Consider the following 14136-nt stretch of genomic DNA (forward strand, 5'->3'; position numbering starts at 1 on the left):
TTATGAAGTCTAGCCTGATTGATGTGTTTATATTTGCATCTTTAAATAAAGTTATGGCACAAAAACCTTCTATACCTAAAGGAACTAGAGATTTCAGTCCTGTTGAAGTACAGCGACGTCAATATGTTATGAATACCATTAAGCATCATTTTGAGCATTATGGTTTTATGCCTATTGAAACACCTAGTTTTGAGAATAGTGATACTCTACTAGGTAAATATGGTGAAGAAGGTGATCGTCTCATTTTTAAAATTTTGAATAATGGTCAGTACTTGAGTAAAGTTAATGATCAAGACCTACAATCTAAAAATGAATATAAAGTTTCACCACAAATTAGTAAACGTGCTTTACGTTATGATTTAACGGTACCATTTGCTAGATATGTCGTACAACATCAAAATGATATTGCTTTCCCATTTAAGCGTTATCAAATCCAACCGGTATGGCGAGCAGATCGACCACAGCATGGTCGTTTTCAGGAATTTTATCAATGTGATGCAGATGTGGTAGGAAGCGATTCTTTATTGCAAGAAGTTGAGCTTGTCAAATTATATGACGCTGTATTTTCAGATTTAAAATTAGATGGCTGCACTATAAAGATTAATAATAGAAAAATACTGGCAGGTATTGCTCAAATGATAGGTGCAGAAGATCAACTGATCGATTTTACCGTAGCACTGGATAAACTAGATAAAATAGGGGCAGATAAGGTTAAAGAAGAAATGGTACAAAAAGGTATTTCTGAAACAGCCATTGAAAAGCTTAATCCTGTTTTTAGTCTTCAAGGTGACTTTGCGACAAAACTTCAGGTAATGAGATCTCTATTATCAGAATCTGAAATAGGATTAAATGGTATTGAAGAGCTTGAATTTATTAATCATAAAGTCGTAAAATTAGGCTTAAAATCGGCAACCTTAGATCTAGATATCACTCTTGCTCGTGGACTTAATTATTATACAGGTTGTATTTTTGAAGTAGCTGCTCCAGAAGGTGTGAAGATGGGTAGTATAGGTGGTGGTGGTCGATATGATGATCTTACTAGTATGTTTGGCTTAAAGAATGTGAGCGGTGTTGGGATTAGTTTTGGATTAGATCGTATTTATCTAGTGATTGAAGAGTTAGGGTTATTCCCAGATTCTGTAAGAGCTGGAGTTGACGTGTTATTCATAAATTTTGGAGATAAAGAAGCAGCACATGCTATGGATTTAGTATTCCGTTTCCGTGATAACGGTATCAAAACAGAGTTATATCCTGAAGCTACCAAAACTAATAAACAAATGAAGTATGCTGATCGTAACCAGATTCCTTATGTCATATTACTAGGAGAAGATGAAATGGCTGCAGGCGCTTTACTTTTAAAAAATATGGAAACTGGTGAGCAAGAATTGTTACAACCAGAAGCCGTTATTGAAAAGTTTAAATAATTTAAAAATAAACGTATAAAAAAAGCGCCCATCGGGCGCTTTTTTTATACGTTTATTTAACTTTGGAAATTAATCTTGTGGTAAGATTTCCATTTCAAAAATAAGCTCAGTATTAGGTGGAATTACATTTCCAGCACCACGCTCACCATATCCTAGATCAGATGGTACAAAAGCCACAATCTTATCACCATAGTTCATCGTTAAATAAGCATATTTAAAACCTACAGCACCCATAGGTGTTGCAGGATCATATTTAACAGGTATTTCTTGATAAGCTCCAGCTTGATCTTTACGCTCATTATAGTTTCCATAAGTCTGAGCAATTTCTACATCACTAGTGTCAAAAAGTTTACCATCCATAAAGAAGCCGCTATAATCTATGAAAACTTCAGATCCCATCGCAGGTTGAACGCCACTACCTTCAGAAATTTTATAAACTAACACATCACTATCTTTAAGTTTAGTTGCTTTAGCCTTCCATTCTTTTAATTGTGCAGCTTTTTTAGCTTGCATCTCTGGCGCTTGTGCCATTCTTTTTTGTAAAAGTTCTGCGGCCTCTTGTGCAGCCATAGCTTTGTCTTCTTGAACTGTTTTGAAAACTTCAACAGCATCCCATTTTTTTGCAGCTTTACCTTTTCTAATAATGCGAATAGTTTGCATTTTAACATCGTCAATAGGTCTGTTATTTACTTGAGCATTCACTGGTACTGCAGCAATAGAATCGATAACAGCAAGGCCTTCTACCACTTTTCCAAAAACATTATACTTACCGTTTAAGAATGGAGTTTCCTTATGCATGATAAAGAATTGAGTTCCATTAGTATTGGGACCAGCATTTGCCATAGAAAGAATACCTTTTGCATTATGGTTTAAGGTGTCAACAATTTCTTGATCAAATTTATAACCTACGTTCCCTGATCCAGTGCCTGTATAATCACCACCTTGAATCATAAAATCTTTCATTACCCTATGAAACAATAATCCATCATAATAAGGTTTTCCTTTAAGGCTATCCACACCTAATTGTGGATGGTTTCCTTCTGCAAGGGCTACATAATTTGCAACAGTTAACGGTGCAGCCTCATAATATAATTCAGCAAGCATAGTTCCTTTATCGGTAACTATTTCGGCATAAATTCCATCTGGAGCATCTGCATATTTATCCTCGCAAGATGCTGCTGTAAGAATGACAGCTAGTAATAAAAGTAATCCGTGTACTTTTTTCATTATTCTAATTTTTAATAATTGGGTTGTTATTTTAAATTCTAGTTTGAAACTTGTTTTGTTACTGATAATTACGCTTTCGCGAAAGCGAATATCATATACCAATCGCAATGATAAGAATTATTCTTCTATATTAATACCTAGTAATTTGACATCACTTTTAAAAGGTACATTAGTTCCTATACGGTCTTGATCACCATAATATCCGTAACCTGTGTATGATGGAAAATAAAAGGTAGCTTCTTCACCGGTTTGCATCAATTTTAAAGCATCACGCATACCGCGGAAGATCCCATATTCTTGCTCCATACTTTTAGTAATAGGTGAAAGTTCATCTTTACTATAAATCGTATCACCATTAAGCGCTATAACATTGTATTCAAAAGTAACACGATCACCAAAAGCAGGAGTTTTTCCTTTTAGACTATCCTTTTGAGTAAAGGAGTAATAGAATCCATAAGTTGAGCGCTCAAACTTTTGATCTAATCCTGCAATAACTTTTTCAATGGCGGCTTCTTCGGCAGCATATATTTGTTTATTGTTTTCGATAGATAATTCTGTAGTAGAACTGGTAGTACGACTTATAGGTTTACGAGGTTCTGGTGTTTTACAACTATAGGTAACTAGTACAAATAGTAATAGTATAGCTTTAAATAATGGTATCGCTAAGTGCTTTTTCATAAGAAGGCAATATACTAATTAATTTTTGCTCTGTAGCTTTCATATCTAGGTCTGAACGCCCACCAGCTGCATTTTTATGACCACCACCGTGAAAGTGTTCTCTTGCTAATAGATTAACGTCAAAATCACCTTTAGATCGTAAAGAAATTTTTATAATTCCGTCGTCTTTATTCTCTATAAAAATAAGAGCAAACACGATACCTTTTAAACTTAATCCATAGTTTACAAAACCTTCTGTGTCACCTTTTTTAAAATTATTATCGTTAAGCTCTTGCTGTGTTAGAGTGATGTAGGCTGTTTTAAACTCTGGTAATATCTGTAAATTATTAAGCGCTACACCTAGTAATTTCATACGCGATGGCGTATTTACATCATATATATTACGATTAATCGCCTCGCTGTCTGCACCTTTATCTTTTAAATGAGCTGCGACTCTTAATGTTGCACTGGTAGTGGATCGGTATTTAAAATTACCAGTATCTGTGATAATACCGGTGTACATTGAAGAAGCCATGTCTGCCGTAATGAGGTCTGTATGTCCCATCATATCTATGAAATGATAAATCATCTCACAAGTAGAACTCATAGATGTGTCGCTATACATATATGTTGCAAAATCATCTGGTTGCTGGTGATGATCAATCATTACATAAGTCGTATCAGTGGCAGTAAGTATGGTTTCCATATCACCAGCTCTATGAAAAGCATTTTGATCTAGTATAAAAATAAAGTCTGCGTCCTGAATTAATGAATCGGCTACAGTCTTTTGTTTTTCATAAACCATAATCTCATCTGTAAATGGCATCCATTTTAAAAAGTCTGGATAATCGTTAGGTGAGATAATAGTACAATTGTGGCCTAATTGCTTCAAGTAACCATATAAAGCAGTGGTAGATCCTATGGCGTCACCGTCTGGATTACGATGTGGTACGATTACAATTTTTTGAGGTGTGCTCAAGTGATTTTTGAGCTCTTGAATTTGTGCTGTGTTCATAATTACAAAAGTAATCCATAGTCATTGAAATAGGAGTGTAGCTGGCTGGAAATACAATGGATTGTAGTTTAAGCAAGCAGTCCTTAAAAAACTAAAGGCTATTGTATTGCCACTGCGACTTTTAATAGTATTTTTGCAGCCTATTTAAAAAAATAAAGATGGCAACTAATAGAACATTTACAATGATTAAGCCTGATGGCGTTGAAAACGGACACATCGGTGCTATACTTGAAAAAATCACAGCAAGCGGTTTTAGAATCGTAGCGTTGAAGAAAACTCAAATGACTAAGGCAGATGCTGAGTCTTTTTATGCTGTGCATAACGAGCGTCCGTTCTTTGGTGAGTTAGTTGAATTTATGACTCGCGGACCTATCGTTGCTGCTATTCTTGAAAAAGAAAACGCAGTTGCAGATTTCCGTACGCTTATAGGTGCTACTAACCCAGCAGATGCTGCAGAAGGTACAATCCGTCAGTTATATGCAACTAGTATGGGAGAAAATGCTGTTCACGGTAGTGATAGCGATGAGAATGCTGCTATAGAAGGCGCGTTCCATTTCTCTGGTCGTGAGATGTTTTAATTAGAAAGCATTTATCATATTATCTAGGGCTGGTCTCTAGAAAAAAAATCCACCGATAGGTGGATTTTTTTGTATGTAAAGAATTGAACTAGATGGCTTTGTTCTGAAAGTCTTGGTTGTTTATATCATTATTGAATTTTATATCTGTCCAATTAACATAAATCCAAGGAGCATCTGTTACCGTTGCTTGCCAGTCGGATGCTTTATATTTTCGTTTTGTAGGTATTAATAATCCATCAATATTTTCATATTCCATTTGCATTAATGAAGGTTCCATTTTATTGAAGTCTGCAACGGTAAACAAAAATTGGTCAACTAATTTTGTATCGCGATTGATATACAATTGATAAATATCCTTAGGTGAATTATCTGTTGATTCAAATGATACTTTTATGATATCATAGGTATTATCATCTATAGACTCTTCCTTTATATAATCATAATTTACACCAGGATCTAATAATTTAGGCATCATGGTGAACCAGTAATAATTTGTAGGCCTATTAAAAGCAACTCTTTTTAATCTTTGTTCATCTAGAATGTTATGGTTGTTATGATTGAGCCAGTAGTTGGTTCCATCATATCCTTGTACAATAGTTCCAGTTAAATCTGGGAAAGTACGTTCATGTTTTTGATAGGCACCATAAGAAAGCTCGCCTTGAAATTGATACATTTCTGTTGACTGGTCTGTCTTACCATCAGGCGTTTGGTAAGTATAAGTGTAAATAACGTTTTGTTTTTCTAACAGTTGATTATAGTTGCCCACATTTTGCACCATATCATAAACTAATTGATGAGCTTGATTTACAAATTGAACATCTGTTTCTAAGTCAGGTTTTTGATCGTTTGTAGAAACATTGGTTTCCATCGGTTCTTTGCAGCTGCTAGTTATCAAACTAGCGATAAAAGCTATGGCTAATAGTTTTTTCATTTTATTCTTAATATGAGTTAGAGAAGTTTACTTTTTATTTTTAATTATGGTGTCTAGCGACCAATTATTATAATTGATGTGCCATAAAAGAAATGCAAAAACGGCTGCATGAATAAGTTGTGAGTTAATCACAGACCAGTTTTCAACCATCGTGCTTCCTAGGACTAATAACGTCATTGTAATGATGCTACCGATTAGTGCTTGTCTTGTAAACAATCCAAGCACTAATAAAACACCTAGTAAAAATTCTGCTATTGTCAGAACATAACCAAAGGGTTCTACTAAAAAGGATGGGATCATAGATTCACTGAATTTTGCCACCATACCGTTGCTAAATGCTACAATCTTAGGTAAACGTACTAATCCATGACCCAGCATACTTATACCTATAATAAGACGCATTAATAGATAGGTAAGGTTTTTATCTTTCATAATTATAATTTTATTGATTATTAAACGACAGCTCCGTTTGCTAGTATGACCTGACCAGATATCCATTTTGAATCATCACTAGCGAGAAATAATACCACCTTTGCGATGTCTATAGGGTCTGCGATTCTGTCAAATGCAGACATACCTTTTAGTTTTTCTATAAATTCTTCTGATTTTCCCTCTAAAAAAAGTTCTGTTTCTGTAGGACCTGGCGCAATGGAGTTTACTGAGATTTCACGACCTATTTCTTTTGAAAACACTCTAGTTAGTTGCTCTACAGCTGCTTTAGAGGCAGAGTATAACCCATAAGTAGGCAACATCATTTTTACAGTGCTCGAAGAGAAATTAATGATGTTTCCGTGATCTGCTAACTTTTCATCAGCTTCTTGTAGACCGTTAAAAACACCTTTAAGGTTGACATTTATAATAGCTTGAAAATCATCTTCTGTATAATCTTTAACATGCTTGTTAATCATAATACCAGCATTATTAATAAGAACGTCTACTTTACCATAAGCCTTTAACGCAGTGTCAAATAATCTAGTAAAATCTTCTTTAACACTTACATCTGCTTGAACAGTAATGGCTTTACCACCTAAGTTAAGGATTTCTTTAACTGTCCGATCTGCGGCATCCTTATTTGAATGATAGTTCACGACTAATTCTGCACCGTTTTGAGCGAGTAGAAGAGCAATTTCCTTACCTATTCCTTTGGAGGAACCTGTTACAATTATGGATTTGTTTTTTAGTTTCATAATTCTTGTATTTATGAACTATAAAACTAAACAATCGTTTAGTAATCGTATAGCATTTTAACTTTTTAGAAAGTTTAAGTTTGCTTTCGCGAAAGCGTAATTACATCAAGTTTGTGTAATTAATTATTGACTTTCATCTTTTTTCCGGCTCCATCGTTTGCCATGCCTTAATGAGATAAAGCCACTAATAGCTACTACTACTACTAGAAAAAATAATACCTCACTGGCCCATAATTTTAATTTAAAGGCATCTATTTGAAAGGAAATACGTGAGAAGTAAAAAAGTGTGCCCAACGCAATGGATAGAATGATGATTAATAGAATGACTTTTTTCATTTTATAAACTCTTCAAAAACCCATACACCTTAGGCAATGGTAATCCCATTACATTGTAATAGCAGCCTTCAAGCCTGGTGACCGCTGCATAGCCTAACCAGTCCTGAATACCGTATGCACCGGCTTTATCCATTGGTCGGTATGTTTTTACGTAATATTCAATCTCTGCAGCAGTTAAATTTGCAAAATGTACTTTAGTACAATCGTTAATGACGGCTTGTTGAGTAGTAGAAGTAAAACAAACTGAGGTAAAAACTTCATGAACTTGACCACTCATTGAAGTAATCATGTCGATAGCATGCTGATCATTTTTAGGTTTTTCCAGCGGTGCATCATTGAACCAAACGATAGTATCACTTGTAATTAATAGTTGATCATCCTTTAAATCATTTATGAAGGCATCAGCTTTAAGAACTGATAGGTAATCAGTGATTTGTGCACCTTTTAAATCATTAGAATATACTTCATTTACTGGTCTGGTCTCAATCTTGAAATTGATGTCTAGTCCTTTTAAAAGCTCTTGTCTTCTAGGTGATTGCGACGCTAGAATGATTTCGGTATTCTTAAATTTTTCTTGAAGCATAGTTATACAGTTAGGGAGATGACTGCCATAGAGCATATTCCGGCAAATAATACGATTTTAAGAATCATACTCAACAATGTGAATTGAGCTGTTTTTTCAGAACTCCATAGTCTTAACATCACATACATAAGTGGTGCAATAATGATAAATACAAAGTAGAATAGTGCTATTTGATTTTGATAAAGGTAATTGTAGATGTACCACACAAATAAGGCTATCACGCCTAATAGAAAAATACTTACAACTCGTGCAGCTCTTATTCTGCCTATGGCAATCGCTAGCGTATTTCTACCACCAGAATGATCTCCATTAATATCCTCGCAATCTTTTACCCATTCACGAGCTAGGTTAATAAGAAATGCACCTATAGCAAAATCAAATAAAATTTTCAACATGACTTGTTGAGCACCTTGATTTACCGGTGTTATCACAGGATACAATTCAAAAACACCAGTAATCATAATCACTAGCCCTACTAATATTGAAATCAACAGGTTGCCTAACAATAATATACTTTTTAAGGTAGTTGCATAGATGTAAAGTACAAAGGCTATAAAAACAAAAACAGTGGCCATGATAGGTTTATCAAGACTATTTGATAAGACAAATCCAGCAATGACCGCTATTACAGTAAGTACGGCATAAATTGTAAACGCATTATTCTCACTAATTACTTTGCCTACTAGAACTTTTTCAGGTTTATTGACTTTATCGATTTCTACATCTTGTATATCATTAATAACATTACCACCAGCGGTTAATAATGCGGTCGATAGAATAAGTAATGTAAGTTGCCACCAGTCTAAAGCGAGATCAACACCAGACGGATTTAAAATTGCATAAACGATGACCAATTGTGTAAGTATGGTCATCACAACATTAGGCCAGCGAATTAATTTAAGAAATGTAAACATTGTCATTATTATAGTAGAAAGTGTATAATCTATTTAAGATGATTGAATATTCTTTCCACCAGCCACATGCCATTTTCCTTGTACTTTGAGAACCTGCTCTATGACATCACGCACACAACCATCACCACCATGTTTGTGTGATATATAACCGCTTACAGCTTTAACTTCGGCTATGGCATCTTGTGGGCAAGTTCCTAGGCCTACAAACTCGATAGCCTCGACATCTGGCATATCATCACCCATGTAAAGCATTTGTTCGGGTTTTAAATCATGTGCAGCAGCATATTGATGAAGGTATTTCATTTTATCATGCGCATCTAGAAATACATCTTTAACGCCTAGACCTTCTAACCTAGACTTTACTCCATTATTACGGCCACCAGTAATAATACAAACATTAAAACCTTGCTGTAGCGCAGTTTTAATAGCATAACCATCTTTGGCATTCATCGTTCTTAATAACTCGCCACTTTCTGATATTAACATTCTACCATCGGTAAGTACGCCATCTACATCAAAGAAGAAGGTTGTAATCTCGCGTAATAATTCTTTATAACTAATTGCCATAGGTGTTTTTAATTGATTGTGTAATCGCGTCATACATATTGCGATCATTAGATTTTAAAGCCTCGAGATGTCTCGCAATGGTTTGCACATCGTTACGCCTTGCAGGACCTGTTTGCGCCTCATATGGGCTTATTTCTTGCGCTTTTGCAAGCGTTTCATTCATTAAAGGATATAGTAAAGAAGCATCAATATTAGCTTCATTTAAAATTTCATCGGTTTTTGTATAACAGTGGTTGACAAAGTTATTCATATAAACGGCAGCGATGTGTAAACGTCCACGTTGTTGTGAATTAAGATATGTAAGCTTGCTAGACAACTGATTGCCTAATTTCTCCAATCCTTCTTGAGCAATGCTGTTATTAAACTCGACACAGATAGGTAATTCTTCAAAGTTCATTTCTCTGGACTTACTAAAGCTTTGTGGTATATAAAAAACACCGTGATTAGCATGGTTGGATACGGCTTGCATTGCAACGCTGCCACTGGTGTGAGCAATAATTGCCTTTGTCTTAATAGCCATACTAACACTAGCTATGTAATCATCTGGTGTTGCAATAATAATTAAATCTGCTTCAGGAAGTGCGGTAATAGATTGGAGTAGTGGTGCTTGTAAACTATCTATAGTTGTAGAACTTGTGTTGTAGTAGCCTACTAATTTTAGGGTATTTTTAACGTTCTTATTTTCCGCTTTCGCGAAAGCGGAATTATTACCAACATATTGATTTTCAATAGTCTTACACAGATTTAAACCTAGGTTACCAGTACCGATTACAATTATCTCCATCATGTTGTAAAAATACAAACTGTGGAACGACCTACAAGCTAGGTGAAACCGGTTTTGTAAAGTATCTTTGCAAACTGTAAAACAGCGCTATGAAAGACCATTGGATTGTCAAGTTACTCTTCTCTACTAGAACCATGACTTTTTTATTATTTGCATTTGCGTTGAGCATGGCGGTAGGTACATGGATAGAACATATTTATGACACACCTACTTCAAAAAAGTGGATTTATAACGCATGGTGGTTTAGTGCAATGATGTTCTTATTGGTGCTCAATTTTATAGGGAATATAAAGCGTTATCAATTATTACAGTGGAAAAAGTGGGCGACGCTAACTTTACATTTATCATGGATACTTATCATTATAGGAGCTGGTATTACTCGTTATATTTCTTTTGAAGGAATGATGTTGATACGTGAAGGAAAGACAGAAGAGGCTTTTTATTCTGACGAGACCTATATGAGTGTGATCATGCAAGGAATGAGTCCAGATGGACAGGAAATGCAGCGAGAGGTCAAGGATAAGATGTTAATCACACCGTACGATTATGATTATTCTCTAAATGAAGAGTTCTATGATAAAGACATTTCCATAACAATTGACTCATTAATTTTTGACGCAGTTGAAGGTTTAATACCTAGTGAAGATGGAAAAGAACGTTACCTCAAAATAGTAGAAGCCGGACAAGGAACACGTCATGATCACTTATTGAAAGATGGTGAAAAGGCTTTAATACACAATACACTTTTTGGAGTTAATTTAGATCCAGAACTAGCAGCAGCAGAGGACATTGTCAATATTGTAGAAAACTGGAATGGTTATACTATTCAAACACCTTTTGAAGGTCAGTTCATGCGTATGGCAGATCAGATGCAAGGCGAAGTTTTTAAAGATAGTATTCAGACTTTAAATTTAAGATCTCTATATACTTTAGGGAGTATGCAATTTGTGATTCCAGAACCTATAACAGCTGGTAATGTAGGTATTATTAAATCACCTGAACCTACTGCAGCAAAGTCATATGGAATTAAAGCAACAGTAACATCAGGCAATGATAGTCAGAAGATAGAAATGCTAGGTGGAAAAGGTATAGTGTCTGATTATGTAGATGTTGAAGTTAATGGAGTCAATCTTTACATTAAGTACGGTTCTATTATGCGAGAACTTCCATTTTCTATCACTCTTGAGGATTTTATAGCAGATAAGCATCCTGGTACCGAGAAGGCGTATGCCGCTTATGAGAGTAAAGTTTTAGTTAACGACGATAATGGGAGTACCTCAGAACGTATTTATATGAACAACGTTTTAGATAAAGAAGGATATCGATTTTTTCAAGCAGGATTTGATCCTGACGAACTAGGAACTCACTTATCTGTTAATTATGATTTTTGGGGTAAGACCGTGACTTATGCTGGTTATTATCTTTTATATCTAGGATTACTAGCCCTATTATTTGATCCTAATACTCGATTTGGTGAATTAGGACGATTGATAAAACGTGTTAATAAAAGAAAAGCCAAATTGAATATCACCGCTGTTCTCATCTTATTGATGTCTACTTTTAGCTTTGCCCAAGATGGACATGAAGGTCACGATCACGATCCTGGAGAACATCAAGAGGTAACGGCTACAAACACTAAATTAAGACAAACGCCAGTATCTAGGTTGGATAGCATCATTGTTGCTAATATGATACCGCAAGAACAGGCAGATAAATTTGGTGAAGTGATTATACAGGATAATGGTCGTATGAAGCCTATTAGTACTCTAGCTTCTGAATTATTGCGTAAGATATCAGAGCGTGATTATTATGAAGCAACGGTAGGAGATAGTGTTGTGCGTTTATCACCTGAACAAACTTTATTGAGTATGATGCAGTTTGGTAACCTATGGTATGAGGTTCCATTGATTAGATTAAAAAGAGGAAATGATTCTATCAGAGATATTTTAGGTATAGATCGTTCTAGAAAATATGCTGCTGGGATGGACTTTTTTAGATCTCCAGACGGTGAGTTTATAGCTTTCAAACTTGCACCATATCTAGATGAAGCAAATCAGTCGGATCGCAAAAATGCTTTTCAAAAAGATTTTATTGATGTTAACTCAAACCTAGGAATACTAGATCAGGTGGTTTCTAGTTCTATGATTAGAATATTTCCTAAACCTAATGATCCTATCAATAAATGGTATTCTTATCCAGAATTGAATGATGCAGGATTTAAATCTACTGACTCTGTACTAACTAAACAGTTTATACCAGCATATCTTCAAACATTGAGATATGGAAAGGTAAAAGGAGATTATACCGAGGCCGATCAAGTATTAGCAAGTCTTAATCGTTTTCAAAAAGCATATGGAGGCGAGGTGATGCCTAGCGAGAATAAAATTAAAGCTGAAATCCTCTATAACAAATATGATGTTTTTAGAAACCTTTACATGTGGTATGCATGGTTTGGTGTTTTCTTAATCATTCTACTGGTTTCTGAAATTTTAATGAAGAAACCGTTGAAAGAATTACGATACGCTATTCAATTTCATAAAGTAGTGATTATTGGATTGTTTGTCGTTCACATGGCAGGTTTAATTACTAGATGGTATATCAGTGGTCACGCACCATGGTCTGATGCATATGAGTCTTTGCTGTATGTAGCTTGGGCAATCATGCTATTCGGTTTGCTATTAGGTCGTAAGAGCGAATTAACGATGGCGGCGGCAGCTTTTGTGGTAGCTATAGTATTATGGGTTGCACATTTAAACTGGTTAGATCCAGATGTGGCAAACATACAACCAGTCCTAGATAGTTATTGGTTGATGATACATGTTGCTGTTATTGTGGCTAGTTATGGACCATTTGCTTTAGGAATGATTTTAGGAATTATCACTTTTATACTTATGATTTTTTCAAATGATAAGAATAAAAAGCGCATGGATTTAAATATTAAGCAACTTACTTATATCAATGAAGCAGCCATTACCATAGGATTAATAATGCTCACCATAGGTAACTTTTTAGGTGGTATGTGGGCAAATGAAAGTTGGGGACGTTACTGGGGCTGGGATCCTAAAGAGACCTGGGCGCTTATTAGCATCTTTGTTTATGCCATTGTACTCCACTTAAGATTAGTACCAGGACTAAAAAGTAGGTGGACATTTAATTTGTGGTCTATCCTTGCTTTTCTATCGATTTTAATGACTTATTTCGGTGTGAATTTCTACTTATCTGGCTTACATAGTTATGCTAGTGGAGATCAAGTCTTGTCTTTAAAATATGTTGGATACTTCTTAATATTTGTTGCTGCCATCGGTATACCAGCTTATATAAAAGAAAAGAAAGTCTTTAAAAAGAAGGATCGAGAAGAATAATCCTTTAATGAAACTATGCATAAAAAAAGCCTCATCATTAACGATGAGGCTTTTTTTATATATTACTTTTTGTAAGAGTTCCGTTTCTCCTCTTTTTCACGTTGTGTTTTACGCTGAATTTGAAAGCCTTTTAAAAACTTACGTAAGTATTGATCATTTAAGTATTTATACTTAGCATGTGTTTTTTTTCTAAAGAAAGCACTTAATTCTGTTTCACTTATTTCGACATCTGCCTTTTTCCAGATATAAATTAATTCATCAGACTTAAAGTTAAAAGCAATTTTAAGTTTACGCAGAATCGTATTGTTATCCAGAACCATTTCTGCTTCAGGAGTAACGCCATCTTTTTTACCACGATAATTAACAATCACACCATTGAGAAAGGTCGCTAAATTAACGTCTACAACTTCTTTAAAATCTACATCTTCTTCCTTTTTAAGCCAGTCACTTACTTCAGCACGTGTAACTGGTGCGCCACCTTTTGCATAAGTATCAATCATTGCATCATCACTCAAATTGAGTATAAATCGCAAGCGTCTTAAAATGTCATTATTGTCCATAAAATATTATT

The 14136-nt window shown here is 34.9% G+C and carries 15 protein-coding genes; 3 read left to right on the top strand and 12 right to left on the bottom strand.

The window, feature by feature from the left end; genetic code table 11:
* Positions 1–53: 53 nt before the first annotated feature.
* A complete protein-coding gene (gene hisS, locus R1T42_RS04390; RefSeq protein ID WP_317291856.1) occupies positions 54–1424 on the top strand; it encodes a histidine--tRNA ligase in 1371 nt (456 codons plus the stop codon).
* Positions 1425–1493: 69 nt separating this feature from the next.
* Here hisS and R1T42_RS04395 read toward each other — a convergent pair whose 3' ends face one another.
* The 3 genes from R1T42_RS04395 to R1T42_RS04405 all read right to left on the bottom strand — a co-directional run bounded on the left by R1T42_RS04395 (position 1494) and on the right by R1T42_RS04405 (position 4323).
* The gene (locus tag R1T42_RS04395) at positions 1494–2651 is read right to left on the bottom strand and encodes a peptidylprolyl isomerase (RefSeq protein ID WP_317291446.1); all 1158 of its coding nucleotides are present in this window, start codon (positions 2649–2651) and stop codon (positions 1494–1496) included.
* Between the two features lie 117 nt (positions 2652–2768).
* A complete protein-coding gene (gene gldI / locus R1T42_RS04400; protein ID WP_317291447.1) occupies positions 2769–3329 on the bottom strand; it encodes a gliding motility-associated peptidyl-prolyl isomerase GldI in 561 nt (186 codons plus the stop codon).
* Complete coding sequence (locus tag R1T42_RS04405; protein WP_317291448.1) at positions 3298–4323, bottom strand: DHH family phosphoesterase; 1026 nt, start codon at positions 4321–4323, stop codon at positions 3298–3300. The genes gldI and R1T42_RS04405 overlap by 32 nt, the downstream gene beginning before the upstream one ends.
* A gap of 158 nt (positions 4324–4481) precedes the next feature.
* Between R1T42_RS04405 and R1T42_RS04410 the strand changes: the two genes are divergently transcribed.
* Positions 4482–4901: a nucleoside-diphosphate kinase gene (locus R1T42_RS04410; RefSeq protein ID WP_036579237.1), complete on the top strand. Its 420-nt coding sequence runs from the start codon at positions 4482–4484 to the stop codon at positions 4899–4901.
* 88 nt (positions 4902–4989) lie between these two features.
* Here R1T42_RS04410 and R1T42_RS04415 read toward each other — a convergent pair whose 3' ends face one another.
* From R1T42_RS04415 to R1T42_RS04450, 8 genes are all read right to left on the bottom strand, one after another.
* Positions 4990–5832 (bottom strand): DUF6503 family protein, encoded by an 843-nt coding sequence (locus R1T42_RS04415; protein WP_317291449.1) that lies wholly within the window; start codon positions 5830–5832, stop codon positions 4990–4992.
* A gap of 27 nt (positions 5833–5859) precedes the next feature.
* On the bottom strand, positions 5860–6264 hold the full coding sequence (locus tag R1T42_RS04420; protein WP_042272398.1) for a DoxX family membrane protein: 405 nt from the start codon (positions 6262–6264) through the stop codon (positions 5860–5862).
* Between the two features lie 20 nt (positions 6265–6284).
* Positions 6285–7019 (bottom strand): SDR family oxidoreductase, encoded by a 735-nt coding sequence (locus R1T42_RS04425; RefSeq protein WP_317291450.1) that lies wholly within the window; start codon positions 7017–7019, stop codon positions 6285–6287.
* A 123-nt stretch (positions 7020–7142) separates the two neighbouring features.
* Entirely contained in the window at positions 7143–7355 is a 213-nt protein-coding gene (locus R1T42_RS04430) for a hypothetical protein (protein WP_317291451.1), read from the bottom strand.
* A 1-nt stretch (position 7356) separates the two neighbouring features.
* Complete coding sequence (locus tag R1T42_RS04435; RefSeq protein WP_317291452.1) at positions 7357–7938, bottom strand: Maf family nucleotide pyrophosphatase; 582 nt, start codon at positions 7936–7938, stop codon at positions 7357–7359.
* A 2-nt stretch (positions 7939–7940) separates the two neighbouring features.
* Positions 7941–8852: a geranylgeranylglycerol-phosphate geranylgeranyltransferase gene (locus R1T42_RS04440; protein ID WP_317291453.1), complete on the bottom strand. Its 912-nt coding sequence runs from the start codon at positions 8850–8852 to the stop codon at positions 7941–7943.
* A gap of 33 nt (positions 8853–8885) precedes the next feature.
* Complete coding sequence (locus tag R1T42_RS04445) at positions 8886–9419, bottom strand: KdsC family phosphatase (RefSeq protein WP_317291454.1); 534 nt, start codon at positions 9417–9419, stop codon at positions 8886–8888.
* Positions 9409–10206, bottom strand: coding sequence for a Rossmann-like and DUF2520 domain-containing protein (locus R1T42_RS04450; RefSeq protein ID WP_317291455.1), 798 nt, complete (start codon positions 10204–10206; stop codon positions 9409–9411). The genes R1T42_RS04445 and R1T42_RS04450 overlap by 11 nt, the downstream gene beginning before the upstream one ends.
* An 86-nt stretch (positions 10207–10292) precedes the next feature.
* Here R1T42_RS04450 and ccsA point away from each other — a divergent pair, with 86 nt between their 5' ends.
* A complete protein-coding gene (gene ccsA, locus R1T42_RS04455; protein ID WP_317291456.1) occupies positions 10293–13565 on the top strand; it encodes a cytochrome c biogenesis protein CcsA in 3273 nt (1090 codons plus the stop codon).
* A 62-nt stretch (positions 13566–13627) separates the two neighbouring features.
* Here the strand turns inward: ccsA and R1T42_RS04460 are convergent, their stop codons facing one another.
* On the bottom strand, positions 13628–14125 hold the full coding sequence (locus R1T42_RS04460; RefSeq protein WP_036579216.1) for a YehS family protein: 498 nt from the start codon (positions 14123–14125) through the stop codon (positions 13628–13630).
* Positions 14126–14136: the final 11 nt, after the last annotated feature.

Origin of the sequence: Nonlabens ulvanivorans (genome assembly GCF_032922765.1) — a bacterium.
Classification (GTDB): domain Bacteria; phylum Bacteroidota; class Bacteroidia; order Flavobacteriales; family Flavobacteriaceae; genus Nonlabens; species Nonlabens ulvanivorans.

What these genes read in the sequence shown, in the direction of transcription:
- R1T42_RS04395 (WP_317291446.1), bottom strand. Translation starts at nt 2,651, where the DNA reads ATGAAAAAAGTACACGGATTACTTTTATTACTAGCTGTCATTCTTACA.
- R1T42_RS04445 (WP_317291454.1), bottom strand. Translation starts at nt 9,419, where the DNA reads ATGGCAATTAGTTATAAAGAATTATTACGCGAGATTACAACCTTCTTC.
- hisS (WP_317291856.1), top strand. Translation starts at nt 54, where the DNA reads ATGGCACAAAAACCTTCTATACCTAAAGGAACTAGAGATTTCAGTCCT.
- R1T42_RS04405 (WP_317291448.1), bottom strand. Translation starts at nt 4,323, where the DNA reads ATGAACACAGCACAAATTCAAGAGCTCAAAAATCACTTGAGCACACCT.
- R1T42_RS04425 (WP_317291450.1), bottom strand. Translation starts at nt 7,019, where the DNA reads ATGAAACTAAAAAACAAATCCATAATTGTAACAGGTTCCTCCAAAGGA.
- ccsA (WP_317291456.1), top strand. Translation starts at nt 10,293, where the DNA reads ATGAAAGACCATTGGATTGTCAAGTTACTCTTCTCTACTAGAACCATG.
- R1T42_RS04415 (WP_317291449.1), bottom strand. Translation starts at nt 5,832, where the DNA reads ATGAAAAAACTATTAGCCATAGCTTTTATCGCTAGTTTGATAACTAGC.
- gldI (WP_317291447.1), bottom strand. Translation starts at nt 3,329, where the DNA reads ATGAAAAAGCACTTAGCGATACCATTATTTAAAGCTATACTATTACTA.
- R1T42_RS04440 (WP_317291453.1), bottom strand. Translation starts at nt 8,852, where the DNA reads ATGTTTACATTTCTTAAATTAATTCGCTGGCCTAATGTTGTGATGACC.
- R1T42_RS04410 (WP_036579237.1), top strand. Translation starts at nt 4,482, where the DNA reads ATGGCAACTAATAGAACATTTACAATGATTAAGCCTGATGGCGTTGAA.
- R1T42_RS04460 (WP_036579216.1), bottom strand. Translation starts at nt 14,125, where the DNA reads ATGGACAATAATGACATTTTAAGACGCTTGCGATTTATACTCAATTTG.
- R1T42_RS04430 (WP_317291451.1), bottom strand. Translation starts at nt 7,355, where the DNA reads ATGAAAAAAGTCATTCTATTAATCATCATTCTATCCATTGCGTTGGGC.
- R1T42_RS04450 (WP_317291455.1), bottom strand. Translation starts at nt 10,206, where the DNA reads ATGATGGAGATAATTGTAATCGGTACTGGTAACCTAGGTTTAAATCTG.
- R1T42_RS04420 (WP_042272398.1), bottom strand. Translation starts at nt 6,264, where the DNA reads ATGAAAGATAAAAACCTTACCTATCTATTAATGCGTCTTATTATAGGT.
- R1T42_RS04435 (WP_317291452.1), bottom strand. Translation starts at nt 7,938, where the DNA reads ATGCTTCAAGAAAAATTTAAGAATACCGAAATCATTCTAGCGTCGCAA.